This window comes from Leminorella grimontii ATCC 33999 = DSM 5078 (genome assembly GCF_000439085.1).
Taxonomy (GTDB): domain Bacteria; phylum Pseudomonadota; class Gammaproteobacteria; order Enterobacterales; family Enterobacteriaceae; genus Leminorella; species Leminorella grimontii.
Genome location: NZ_AUUA01000001.1, coordinates 862272 through 876607, shown reverse-complemented (window position 1 = coordinate 876607; position 14336 = coordinate 862272). Strand labels below are relative to the sequence as shown.

At 50.6% G+C, this 14336-nt stretch carries 4 protein-coding genes and 2 pseudogenes; 4 read left to right on the top strand and 2 right to left on the bottom strand.

Annotated features, from left to right (window positions below; all coding sequences use genetic code 11):
* Positions 1-220: 220 nt before the first annotated feature.
* A complete protein-coding gene (locus tag G544_RS0103960) occupies positions 221-709 on the top strand; it encodes a GNAT family N-acetyltransferase (RefSeq protein WP_027273385.1) in 489 nt (162 codons plus the stop codon).
* 41 nt (positions 710-750) lie between these two features.
* Here G544_RS0103960 and G544_RS0103955 read toward each other — a convergent pair whose 3' ends face one another.
* Positions 751-2403 carry a putative transporter gene (locus G544_RS0103955; RefSeq protein WP_027273384.1) on the bottom strand — a complete coding sequence of 551 codons (1653 nt, stop codon included), beginning with the start codon at positions 2401-2403 and terminating at the stop codon, positions 751-753.
* A 293-nt stretch (positions 2404-2696) separates the two neighbouring features.
* Entirely contained in the window at positions 2697-3164 is a 468-nt protein-coding gene (locus G544_RS0103950) for a hypothetical protein (RefSeq protein ID WP_027273383.1), read from the bottom strand.
* 835 nt (positions 3165-3999) lie between these two features.
* Between G544_RS0103950 and G544_RS0103940 the strand changes: the two genes are divergently transcribed.
* From G544_RS0103940 to G544_RS0103930, 3 genes and pseudogenes are all read left to right on the top strand, one after another.
* A complete protein-coding gene (locus G544_RS0103940) occupies positions 4000-6861 on the top strand; it encodes an autotransporter outer membrane beta-barrel domain-containing protein (RefSeq protein WP_027273382.1) in 2862 nt (953 codons plus the stop codon).
* A gap of 1921 nt (positions 6862-8782) precedes the next feature.
* Positions 8783-10510, top strand: a pseudogene (locus G544_RS22680) (autotransporter outer membrane beta-barrel domain-containing protein); the annotation flags it as partial.
* A gap of 1074 nt (positions 10511-11584) precedes the next feature.
* Positions 11585-13528, top strand: a pseudogene (locus tag G544_RS0103930) (autotransporter outer membrane beta-barrel domain-containing protein); the annotation flags it as partial.
* Between the last annotated feature and the right edge of the window lie 808 nt (positions 13529-14336).

Genomic DNA, 14336 nt, shown 5'->3' with positions numbered 1-14336 from the left:
GCGTCTACTATATTGAACCGTATTTTCATGGCGGGCTTTTTTATTGGAAACCGTCGGTTTAAAACACTGCCATATTACCCCTATTTGTATTAAGGAAGAAGGGCGCGCACGCGCTAAGCGCTCATCGTTAAGAAAATGAGTGAGGCATAGCCCCAAGCGAGACGCGACGGAATGGCTTTGCTATAGTGATGCGCTTTCACCGCGCTATAGGAAGACAGTAATGAACGTAGAAGTGATATTGGTAGATTATAACAACGCCGGGCAGGCGGAAGATCTGATAGCGCTTTTGGATGGCTATGCGAAAGATCCTATGGGCGGAGGCGAAGCGCTGGAGGACGACGTCAAATCGCGGCTGGCGGCAGAGCTGTCAAGGCTGCCTCATGCTTTTAGCGTAATGGCCTACGTAGGAGGAAAGCCTGCCGGGCTCATTAACTGCTTTATGGGCTTCTCTACCTTCGCCGCTCGTCCGCTGGTGAATATCCATGACGTGACGGTTGACGCCGCTTACAGGGGATTGGGGATTGCTCAACGCATGTTGACCAAGGTTGAAAGCATCGCTAAAGAGCGAGGGTGCTGCAAAATGACCTTAGAAGTACTACAGGGCAACCTCGGCGCCCAAAGCAGCTACCGGAAGTTTGGTTTTAGCGGCTATGAACTGGATCCGGAAATGGGGCAGGCGATATTTTGGCAGAAAAAACTCGCCGAGTGACGCTTATCGCCACCCGGCGCTGACGTTCGGCGAGACGCCGCCTAGATCCAGAAAATGAGCGCCAGAAGCTGTGGCGACATAATGCGTAGGAACATCGCCAGCGGATACACCGTCGCATAAGAAAGCGCCGCAGCTCCGCTGGTAGGATGCATTCCGTTAGCGAACGCCAGCGCCGGCGGGTCTGTCATCGAGCCGGCGAGCAGGCCGCAGATAGTTAAGTAGTTCATTTTCGCTACCGCATAGGCCAGCAGCCCGACGACCAACAGCGGGACTATCGTGATTAAGGCGCCGTACCCCATCCAGATAACGCCGTCGCCGTTTAGCAGCGTGCTGATAAAGCTGGCGCCGGACTTAAACCCTACGACGGAAAGAAACAGTACGATCCCAAGTTCCCTTAAGGCCAGGTTGGCGCTGGGCGGCATAAACCAGTGCATTTTCCCAAGGGTGCCGATACGCCCAAGAATAAGCGCTACTACCAGCGGGCCGCCGGCCAGCCCTAGCCGAAGGGCGGCGGGGAAGCCGGGAATGAACAGCGGAATCGAGCCCAGCAGTACGCCAAGGCCAATGCCGATGAAAACCGGCAGCATTTGCACCTGCTGCAGGCGCTGCTGAGCGTTGCCGACGAGATCGGCGACGGTGTCTATTGACGACGGCTTGCCGACCAGGTTAAGAATGTCGCCAAAGTGCAGAGACAGGCTTCTGCTTGCCACCAGCTCAACGCCGGCCCGATTAAGCCGAGTAATAACCACGTCGTAGCGGTGCAGGTTTAAATCGGCAATCTTTTTCCCCATCACCTTTTCGCTGGTGACCACGACGCGGGCCATTTGCAGATCCCGAGTTCGGGTCGACAGCGCGACGTCGACCTCCGTGCCGATTAGCAGCTTCGCCTGATTGAGCAGGTGGCGATCGCCGACTAAATGCAGCAGGTCGCCCATTTCTATCGTCGTTGTCGCTGAAGGCACCATCAGCAGATTTTCGCGCTTTAGGCGGGAGCAAACGACCCCTTCTTCATTAACGATAGGAATATCCTGCAACTGCATACCGACCAGGTTCGTATTGCATACCTGAATGTTCATCGTTTGCAGATTATCGGCCGCCGCGCCGGAAATTTGGTCAAATGCCTTGGCTTCTTTATCGACGTTGATGCGAAACGCCAGGCGAATAATCCACATGGCTAACAAAATGCCGCAAATGCCGAACGGATAGGCCATGGCATAGGCCATACCCATTTGATTAACCAGTTCGGCCGGCGCGCTCAGATCGGATAAAACCTGCTGCCCGGCGCCGAGTGAAGGGGTATTGGTCACGGCGCCGGAAAAAATGCCTAACACAATCGGCAAAGGAATGGCGAAGATTTTATGCAGCGCGGCGGTAACCAGACCGCCGGTCAGAACCAGAAGGCAGGCGAAGGCGTTTAGCCTCATGCCGGAACGGCGCAAAGAGGAAAAGAACCCAGGGCCGACCTGAATGCCGATGGAATAAACAAAGAGAATGAGTCCGAATTCCTGAATGAAGTGCAGCATATTTTCATTCAAAGAGATGTGATAAACGTGGCTGAAGTGGCCTACCGCGATCCCGCCAAACAGCACGCCGCCTATGCCTAACCCAACGCCGCGAACCTTCCAGTTGCCTACCCATAGGCCAACAACGGCAACCAAAGCCAGTAGACTGACCGTCAGAGCTATATCACTCATCGTTTCTATCCTTGCCGAGAAGCCTTTGCCCAGAGGCTTGTCGAGATTGTCGATAAACGCCATCGGTTCGACGCTCGCACTGATTCGCAACGATAGCCTTAGCGATGGGCTCATTCATCATAAAGAAAAGGCATATTAAATTTGTGATTCCTTCGTCGAAATGAAGGCGGCAGGAGAGAGGAATGTTGATTTAAATCATGAGATGAAACGATTCAAGGCGACATGAACGATCGCGCAATAAGGTCAACGTTAGAGGTGGCAGCGCGAGGATAGCTATGACCGCCGAGAGAGAACTAGGAATAAAACGCGACGCGAACGATTTTGTAAACGCCGTCCACTTTCTCTATCACCAGGTTGTAGCCGAGATCGCTGTTTTCGTGTTCAATAACGAAGCCCTCTGGGGAGGCTGCATCAAGCACCTCGCTTTGATCGGGATCGCCAGGGCGATATCGATTGTTTTTAATAAGTTCTACCATCTCCCGGTCAAAAAGCTCGTCATAGTGGGCGATAAACTCGTCTTCACTTTGAAAAATAACCGGCGAATGCTCATAGTCGCTAAAGGGAAAAAGCATCATCTTGGCAACGGCTCGTTTGTCGTTATGTTGAACGGCAAGCTGTAGGTCACTCCAAAAAATATTGAAGTCATCGTGTTTATCAAACCGGTATACGTCGGCGTCAACCGCGACGACGCTTTCGGCGTAAGCGGCCGGCTGGGCAAACAGAGTAAATGCCATCACCACTGCCGTAATCATCTCTTTCATTATCTTTATGCTGTATCTGTAGGGGCGAGCTCTAAGTATAAGATAAGAAACCACTCCTCTTCTCATAAAATGAATAAATTCAGCGGTAGTTATCACAAATTCTTTGATCGGCAGCAATCGATATGCAGATTTTGGGCGTCGGTAGAAGCGATGCCTTACTTTGCGTGGCCAAGTGAACGGAAGTGGGGCATAGGTCTGAAAAAAGAGGCGATAGAGGAAGCTATTAAGGGGGTAAAAACGCTTTAATTTATATTTCCTCCGTGATTATTAAATTGGCAACTCTTTTATATAAAGTCCATCTATAGACTTTCTATCTTTTGACTTAATGGCGGCAACTTAATTAGCGCACTAATCATTAGGGTGATTTTTTGCTGATTTTTTATACTTTTTGCTGACTTTATTGGCCATAAGAAACAGGGGAAGAAACCAGAATTATCGCATTTATTGAATAACAAAATATTAATGAGTAAAGGTTCATTTTGTTAATTTAATGTATTTTATATCAATATGTTAATTTTATTTTGTCAAAGTGTAGCGTGTTGATGTGACACATTTAATTACTATTTAGATCGTTAACTCCGATCGAAATCTAGCATTCAATTCGCAAAACCTATCAATACGTGTGTTTTATTAGGTAAGAACAATTTGCGGTTCCAAACTGTTCATATAAAATCCAACTCATTCGTAGATCTTATAACAACCGTTTTTTTATTCGCTTTATGCCAAGGGCTCAATATTAGGGTGCTCTTTAGCCTGGCTGTTTTTGTTAAAAATTAACGTATTCAGGCAAACCCAAAAAGGAATTGTTTTTTAGTGTGTAGTTGAAAGGAATGTTATGGACATTAATCTGCACGATAGGGAATTTCAGGGAACTCATCTCTCTAAATTCACAAGACGCTCACTCCAGCGCCGTTTGGCGGCGGCTGGCCTTCTTAGCCTGAGCTCGGTCATTTTCCTACAGCCGGTACAGGCTGCCGATATAGGCAGCCAAAGCGGCACAAACATCACGGTTAACGACGGTGACAGGATCATCGCCGACGCTGGGGATTCGTCAGGAAACCTCTATGGCGTAATGAACCCCTATAACAATACGGGGACTATCAACCTGGGTAATAACGTTACCATCAGCGTGACGGATCCTACTCACTACGCTAAAGGTATTCTTATTCAGGGGGCTAATAGCGTTTTGACGGCTAACGGCCTGTCCGTTGACGTCGTTGGTAGAAGCGCCGTTGGCCTTAATTTAGCTGGCAGTAAAGTGCATGCCGACTTGGGCACGGGCAGCAGCATTAAGGTTGAAGGGGCAGCAAACGCAAGCGCCAGCGGCGTCATGGTTGACAGCGCGTCTACGCTGGTGGCAAACCGCCTTTCTATTGAAACCAAAGGCGACAGCGGCATAGGGTTGAGCGTTGATGACTACGGCAGCACTGCTGACTTAGGTAGCGGTAGCTCGATTAAAACCAATGGGCGCGGCAGCTACGGCGTTTATGTTGGTGGCCTGAATGGCACAGCGGCAAACGGCCCGGCGAAATTTACCGCGACCGGTTTGACTATCGATGCGCAGGGCTCCAGCGCGTACGGTATGAACGTTCAGAGAAACTCTATTGTCGATCTGGGCGCCGGCAGCAAGATTATGACCAACGGTAGCGATGCGCACGGCATCTGGAGCTTTGGTGAAATCAAAGCGGATGCGCTGACGATTGACGCCAAGGGCAATAACTCTAACGGCCTTGAAGTACGCGGCGGTACGGCTAATATCGGTGCGGGCAGCCACGTTTCTTCCGAATTGGGCGGTGGCCTGGTGACTAACGGTACCAATACCACCATCAACTTTATCGGCACGGCGGATAATCGCAATACCATCTTTTCAGGCGGTTCCTATGGTGCTTCAGCCCAGTTTTCCAGCGCTAAAATCGACTTGAAGAATACCGACGTCACGGTCGACCGCAACGGAGGTTTGGCTCTGGGGCTGTGGGCGCTCGGCGGCGGCGTAATTACCGGTGAGAATCTTACCGTGACCGGCGCCGCGGGAACCCGCGGCATATACGCCATGACCAACAGCCAGATCGATCTGACCGGCGACCTGACGGTAAATATGGCCAGCGCCGATCAAATGGCGATAGATACTCAACATAACGACGGGTATGCGGCCAGCCGGATTAACGCGACGGGAAAAATGTCGATTAACGGCAGCATTCAGTCAAGAGGCGGATTGGTCAACGTGAACATGGCGTCCGGCTCGACATGGACGGGGAACGCCTATAGCGACAACGTCAACGGCGGCTTGCTGAATATCACCATGAACGACAGCCGCTGGAACGTAGCGGGAAATTCCAATCTGGATAACCTGACGCTGAACAATACGACGGTCGATTTATCACACGCGCTGACGGCCGCCGACTATTCGACGCTGAGCGTGGCTAACCTTAGCGGAAACGGCGCGTTCGTTTTACGCACCGACATCGTGGGCGACGGAGACGGCGTCAACAACGCGGGCGATAAGCTGGTCGTGACGGGAACCAGCTCTGGCGATCATTCATTGACCGTAATGAACCGCGGCAGCCTGGCGACCACCGGCAATGAAGTATTGACGGTAGTCGAAACGGCGGACGGCGCGGCAAACTTTACCTCTACGTCTCAGGTTGAGCTAGGCGGCTACCTGTATGACGTACGTAAGAACGGCAATAACTGGGAGCTGTACTCCTCTGGCATTTATGTTCCTCCGACAGATCCCGATCCGACCCCAGATCCGGACCCGGATCCAGAAGAGAAACCAAAACCGCCGATTACGACCACGGCAGACGCCGGCGGTAATTTCCTCAACGTCGGCTACCTGATCAACTATGCAGAAACCCAGACGCTGATGCAGCGCATGGGCGACCTGCGCCAAAGCGGCGAGCAGGGCAACGCATGGATGAGAGGGTTCGGCGGCAAGTTCGACTCTTTTGCCAGCGGCAAGATGAGCGGATTCGACATGAGCTATAGCGGAACCCAGTTGGGATTTGATAAACGCATTTCCCCGGAAACGCCGCTGTATATCGGTACGTTTATGGGCTTAACGCGTGGTTCTCCGGACTATCGCAGCGGAGACGGCACCGTACAGTCACACCACATGGGGCTTTATGCGACCTATATGGCAGACAGCGGTTTCTACGTTGACAGTATTGCCAAGCTTTCTCGCCTTAAAAACAAGTTCAGCGTACTGGATAGCCAGAATAACGGCGTCAGCGGCAACGGCAGCTCAACGGGCGTCAGCGCCTCGCTGGAAGTAGGGCAGAAGTTCAGCCTGAACCAGCCGGGCGAGGGCTTTTATATAGAGCCTCAGGCGCAGTTCACCTATAGCCATCAGGACGCAGCGAGCGTTAACGCCAGCAACGGCCTGAAGATCGATCTTGGCAGCTATGAGTCCATAATTGGACGCACCAGCGCGCTGTTTGGCTATGAAACGACGGCGGGTAACAGCAAGGTCAACGTATACCTAAAGACCGGATTTGTCAGGGAATTTGACGGCGATACCGACTATAAGTTGAACGGCTCTCGAGAGGCGCACAGCTTCAAGGGCAACTGGTGGAGCAACGGTCTGGGTGTTAGTGCCAATATCAATGGAAATCACACGCTTTATGTTGAAGTTGATAGTGCAACGGGCAACAGGTTCGACCAGCGTCAGGTTAACGGCGGATATCGATTCAGCTTTTAATCTATAGACAGTAGAGGTCGATAATAAAACGGACGATAAGAGGTTATCGTCCGTTTTTTATGGTAACAAAAGGGCGCCCATCTCATCTGCTTCGTTCTCTTCAAATTATATCCATTTATGACCCTGTTCTGAGCAAAGAGGATACGCTGTATTAACGGCGTAAAGTTCCCTTAAATGCCGTCATAGCGGGTATGCAAACGTTCCCCTTTTTTGGCGGTTTTTCTGAATAGCAAAAATGTATATTTCCGTATGAGATAAGAATGGATACGTATCTTCTAATAAAAATATGTAAATATAGTTTAGATCGTTTTCCCTATTTCAATATGGGTGTTTTTATATTTACATTGATTCTTTAATTGTTTCATAAAAGTGGTTTTAATATTTGCTTTTAGATTTGTAATACATATTTATTTTTATTTTAAATAAATTGCAACGCATTTTGTTTGGTTGGAATCTATTCTTTTTATATATTTTATTCATTTATTTTTTTATTTATAAATAAAATAATTTATTTTTAAATTTTTTAATAAAATCAAATTGTTATATTGTTTTTTGAGGGTGAGTGCTTTACGTTTGGATCGATTCTCTCGATCAATTAAGCGATCTGTAATAGTTATTGACTATTTTTTGAGTTGAAATGTAATATTTATAAGTAGTAATGCTATTAATCATAAGCATTACTTTATTATGTATTTGGTTGTATCTAAAAATGGTTTTCAAATTCCTTGTTTTGTACGTAAGAGTGTTGTTTTTTTACCTACTATTTTACATTAAAAAATTGTTTTGAAAATCATTTTACTCACAAAATTATGGGTGAGACGGATATTAACTACCTGGAAATGAAAAGGAATTTTCAACTATGCAGACTAAGCATTTCTCCCAACGCTCCTTTTATCGTCAGTTAGCCATTTTGGGTTTTGCCAGCCTGAGCGCCTGCGTTTGTCAGGTTAGCGCCGCTGAGCTGGGGCAACAAACGGGCGGTAATATTACCCTGCAGGATAATGATACCGTTGTCTATACGCCTATAAGCGGCGATTCGGCTATTCAGGTTAATGCTCCTGGCATCGTTGACTTGGCCAAGGATGTGACAATTACCGTCAATGCAGGTGGAACATCCGGCGACGGTATAGGCATTTGGACTAACGGCAGCGGCAGCGTGGCCGTAACCGCAGACCGGCTTACGATTAACGTTCTCAATACGGGTGGCAATGGGATCAACATCAATGACGGCGCTAACGCAAGCGTTGATTTAGGTACCGATAGCGTTATCAACGTCAAGCAGGGCACCGGTATTAACTTTTTTAACGCAGGCGCGACGCTGCGAGCCGATAAGTTGACGATTAACGCAGAGCAAGGGAACGGGATCCATTTTCAAATGCCTGGCTCCTCTGTCGATTTGGGCAGCGGAAGCGTAATTAATTCAGGCTATTCAGGCGTTAGAATCGGATCGTCGTCGGGCGGGCCAGATACAACCTTTGTCGCCGATAATTTATCTATCAATACCAAAGGCGATTCCGCATATGGTATGGATATCAGGAAGGGCGCCGTTGTTAATTTAGGTAGCGGATCCTCTATCACTACGCTTGGTAGCTATGCGCACGGCCTCAGCCTTTTCGACGGCGGGACTTTGGCAGCAAATGCGTTAAAGATTGAGGTTTCTGGAAACAACAGCGCCGGTATTCTGTTGGATCGCTCTTCCGGCGGCCAGGGCGGCAGCGTTAATATCGGTGCGGGCAGCGCCATTACGAGCAATACCTATTATGCGATCGCGGCCGCCGGCAGCGGTTCCGTTGCCAACTTTAAAGGAACTGCCGACAACCGTAATACGCTCACCGCTAATGATTACGCCGTTGCAACGGCGATGGTCAACGCCTCACTGAATTTAGCCTATACCGACGTTTATGCTAAAAACGGCTGGTTCGGCCTCTATGCACAAACCTATGGATCCATCGTTGGTCAAAATGTAACCATTGACGGCAGCGACGGAGCGTCAGTCGGTATCTATTTGCTTCGCGACAGTCAGGTTGATTTAAGCGGCGATATCGTTATCGATATGGGGGATGCCAGCAAGTGGGCTATCGGTACCCGCGATGACAGCAGCGACGGTTATGCGGCCAGCAGGGTAAACGCTGACGGAAAGATGATGCTAAACGGCGCCGTAGTTTCCAAAGGCGGCGTTATTAATATGAACATGCGCTCCGGCTCCGTTTGGACCGGTGAGGCTTATACTGACAACGTCAACGGCGGCATGCTGAACGTCTATATGCAGGACAGCCGGTGGAATGTTCCCACCAGCTCCGAATTAGATAAGCTGTCGTTGACAAACTCAACCGTCGATTTTGCCAGTCATGCGGCGTCAAGCAGCGGCTATACGACCCTGACCGTTGATAATTTCGGCGGCAGCGGCACGCTTATTATGCGTGCTGACATCGTAGGGGACGGTAACGGCGTTAATAACGCCGGCGACCTGCTGAAAGTAACAGGGAGCAGCGCCGGCAGCCACCTGCTGACGATCAAAAACCAGGGCAGCCTGGCGACCACCGGCAACGAAGTGCTGACGATGGTGGAAACTCCCGACGGCGTAGCGACGTTTGCGGCAACCTCAAAGGTGGAGCTGGGCGGCTACCTGTATGATCTGCGCAAAAACGGCAACAACTGGGAGCTTTACGCGTCTGGTTCCACCCCTGAACCGACGCCCGATCCGGATCCAACTCCGTCACCAACACCATCGCCCACGCCTTCCTCAACCGCTGATGCGGGCGGCAACTATCTGAACGTTGGCTACCTGATGAACTACGCCGAAAACCAGACGCTGATGCAGCGCATGGGCGACCTGCGCCAGAGCGGCGAGCATGGCAACGTCTGGATCCGCGGCTACGGCGGCAAGTTTGACGCCTTTGCCAGCGGCAAGCTGAGCGGCTTTGACATGGGCTACAGCGGCGTGCAGTTCGGTGCTGACAAGCGCGTTTCCGTTGAAACCCCGCTGTTTATCGGCATGTTTATCGGCTCGACCCATGCCTCGCCGGACTATCGCGGCGGCGATGGCACTGCCAGCTCGGACTATATGGGGATGTACGCCAGCTATATGGCGCAGGGTGGCTTTTACAGCGATCTGGTGTTAAAGGCGTCCCGTCAGAAAAACAGCTTCGACGTGTTGGATAGCCAAAGCAACAGCGTCAACGCCGACGGCAGCGCCAGCGGTTTCAGCGCCTCTTTGGAAGCCGGGCAGAAGTTCAGCCTGAACCAGACGGGTAATGGCTTCTACGTTGAGCCGCAGGCGCAGTTTACCTATAGCCATCAGGACGCCATGGGCATGAGGGCCAGCAACGGCCTGAACATCGATCTGAGCAGCTATGAGTCAATGCTGGGCCGCGCCAGCGTGCTGTTGGGCTATGAAACAACGGCGGGCAACAGCCTGGTAAACGTTTATCTGAAGACCGGCGCGCTGCGGGAGTTCTCCGGCGATACCGACTATCGTTTGAACGGTTCCAAAGAGAAGCACAGCTTCAAGGGCAACGGCTGGAACAACGGTCTGGGAGTCAGCGCGCAGATTAGCAAGCAGCATACGCTGTATCTGGAAGCGGACTACACCAGCGGCAACGCGTTCGATCAGCAACAGGTCAACGGCGGCTATCGCTTTAGTTTTTAATAAATTGATCTTTAAGTTATAGGCGGCTTTTGCCGCCTTTTTAAGTTAGAAGCCGCGTTTTACATTGGGCATGGTGCTAAACGGGATCTGCGGCAGAAAGGAATGACAGGGATGAAAATAAAGAAAAAGTCTCAACGCGCATTTTATCATCAGTTGGCGTTACTCGGCGTTATTGGGTTCGGGTCATACGCCTGTTCACAGCAGGCAAAGGCCGCCGAGTTGGGAAGCCAGTCAGGGGCAGACATTACGCTGCAAAATAACGACAGCATTGTTGCCGATAGTACGGACGGTTTTGCTTACGGCGTCTTGAACGATGCAACCGGAACGGTGAACTTAGCGCAGGGCGTGAGCATTGTGGTTGACGCTGCGGCCAACGGCGTTACCGTTGCGAAAGGCATTCAAATGCAGGCCAACGGCAGCACGTTAACGGCCAATGGACTTAGCGTTGTTGTTAAAGGCAGCGGCAATACGGCGGGGATTAACGTTACGGGCGCTGCGGCTAACATCGATCTGGGAACGGCAAGTTCGATCCGGGTAGAGGACGGTGTCGGTATTTATATGAACGGAGCGTCGTCAATCTCGGCGGAAGGGATCGATATCTACACGCAGGGAGAATCTAAGCACGGCGTCCATATCGATCGGCGGGCCGGCGCGTCGGTTAATCTTGGCAGCGGAAGCCGCATAACGACAACCGGCATAGCGGCCAGCGGCGTTTACATTGATGGCAGTGGAACCGGTGATAGAGCAACGTTTACCGCGACCAATCTGTTCATTAATACGCAGGGGGATGACTCCACGCGCATTGGCGCCAATGGCGTAACGGTAAAAGAAAATGCCTATGTGAATCTGGGTTCTAACTCGACGATTCAAGGCTCGGGCTCTCGTACTGTCGGTGTTTTCGTTGACGGTGGTGAGTTCGAAGCTGACAAATTGACCATTGATAATTCGGCGTCAAGCTATGGCGAGGGGATAAGGGTTAGAAATGGCGGAACGGTCAACGTTGGCGCGGGGAGTACCATTACGCCAGGCGATGGAGCCTATGGGCTTTCCTCTGACGGCGGCAGCGAAGCGACGGTGCTTAACTTTAAAGGGACAGCCAATAACCGCAACGTTGTCTCTGCAAACGGCTCTTTTGCCGCCCAGGCGTTTAGCGACAATGCGCAAATCAATCTGGCCTATACCGATGTTAATCTTACAAATACCCTGGCTGGCGTTAGCTCTACCGGCCTTTCTGCGAGCAGCGGCGGCGTTATCAAAGGGGACTATCTCACGATTAACGGCGCAGACAGTAGCGCATCCTCCTCGGGGGTAAGTGCATTCAGCGGCGGGCGGGTCGAACTTACTGGCGATACGGTTTTGAATATGGCCCGCCTCAGCCATAACGCAATAGTGTCGACGGACGGTGCGGATACACTGGTCAGTGCAAGCGGAAAATTAACCATTAACGGACGCGTAATGGCCGGCCGGAGCGGGCAGGTTTCATTAGATATGCAGTCAGGCTCCGTCTGGAACGGGGTCGCTGATAACTATAGCTATAGCAGCGCCGCAAATGTGGGAACGCTAAACGTTGCGATGGCGGGGAGCCTTTGGAACGTCGCAGGAAACTCCTATCTGGATGCGTTGACGATGAGCAATTCTACCATTGACTTCTCCAGCGACGTAGCGCCGACCGGCGCCTTTACTACGCTCACGATGGACTCTTTGAGCGGCAGCGGCACGTTCATTATGCGCACTGACATCGTCGGGGACGGTGACGGCGTTAATAACGCCGGCGACCTGCTGAAAGTCACCGGAACCAGCGCCGGTAGCCACCTGTTGACGATCAAAAACCAGGGCAGTTTAGCGACCACCGGCAATGAAGTACTGACGGTAGTGGAAACCGCCGACGGTGCGGCGACCTTTGCAGCGACTTCAAAGGTTGAGCTGGGCGGCTATCTGTACGACGTACGTAAGAACGGGACTAACTGGGAACTTTATTCTTCAGGCACCGAGCCGGAACCCACCCCAACGCCAGATCCTACTCCAAGCCCGGACCCAACCCCTACGCCGGATCCTACGCCAACACCCGATCCTACTCCGGATCCAAAGCCTTCGCCGTCTCCGGTACCCACGACGGCAGCAGATGCCGGCGGCAACTATCTGAACGTCGGCTACCTGTTGAACTACGCGGAAAACCAGACGCTGATGCAGCGCATGGGGGACCTGCGTCAAAGCGGCGAGCACGGCAACGTTTGGATCCGCGGTTACGGCGGCAAGTTTGACGCCTTTGCCAGCGGCAAGCTGAGCGGCTTTGATATGGGCTACAGCGGCATACAGTTCGGCGCGGACAAACGCATTTCCGCTGAAACCCCGCTGTTTATCGGCCTGTTTATCGGCTCGACCCACGCCTCGCCGGACTATCGCGGCGGCGACGGCACGGCCAGTTCGGACTATATGGGCATGTACGCCAGCTACATGGCGCAGGGCGGTTTCTACAGCGATCTGGTGTTGAAAGCATCTCGCCAAAAGAACAGCTTCAGCGTGTTGGACAGCCAGAACAACGGCGTCAACGCCGACGGCAGCGCCAGCGGTTTTAGCGCCTCGCTGGAAGCTGGGCAGAAGTTCAGCCTGAACCAGACGGGTAATGGCTTCTACGTTGAGCCGCAGGCGCAGTTTACCTATAGCCATCAGAACGCCATGGGCATGAAGGCCAGCAACGGCCTGAACATCGATCTGAGCAGCTATGAGTCGATGCTGGGCCGCGCCAGCGTGCTGCTGGGTTATGAAACCATAACGGGCAACAGCAAGCTGAACGTTTATCTGAAGACCGGCGCGCTGCGGGAGTTTTCCGGCGATACCGACTATCGTCTGAACGGTTCCAAAGAGAAGCACAGCTTCAAGGGCAACGGCTGGAACAACGGCCTGGGTATTAGCGCGCAGCTTAATAAGCAGCATACGCTGTATCTGGAGGCTGATTACACCAGCGGAAATGCGTTCGACCAGCGGCAGGTGAACGGTGGCTATCGCTTTAGCTTTTAAGCTATAGGCTATCGTTAATTATAGTAAAGCGGGCGGTGAGCGATTATCGTCCGCTTTTTTATGGACGACGGAAAATGGCGTTTCGCAAAATTTGCTGTTCGTTTGCCCTGAGCTAGGGAACTCACGGGGACGCAGGGTTTAGGTTAACGTTCTATTTTTGAAACAAAATGACCAAAAGCGCCGTTCTCGGCATTACGTTTATTCCTTTTTGAATCATGTTATCGGCATTGCTAAAAATTCATGACGTGAAAAATATAAATACCAATGTATATCTGTTTCCGTGTGTTATTTTCAATTAATTTATATGTTCAATCTTACCTTTCATTGAGCGCTTTACTTTTTGTGCTTTATCAATCTACATACTCGTTTTTTAATCTCTATTGCTAGTCAATAGAGTTGAAAATGAAACATATTTTATTTTTAAAAAATAATGTCAAGATGTTTACTATCTCTTGGGGGGAGATTTTTATTTTTTAAAATAAAAATTAAAACAATGAGTTATGTACATGCTGTGGGGTTCTATTTTTATTTAAAACAGTGAGTTAAAATAAATTTACATTTTTATAATATTGATGCCTTCGATCAGTTTAGATCGATCAATAGCTATTGACTATCCCTTTTGTTAGATCGTAAGATGTTATTAATATAAGAATAGTCGTCATGAATAATGTCTTGTTTTATATTTATTTGTTGATGCCAAAAGGGTTTTTAATTCGTTGTTTAATCCTCTTTTCTCAGCGATTAATCTGTTGGGCGTTGGATGATTTGTTTTTTTGAATGTTTTTCCCTCGTTAGATTGCGGGGCTAT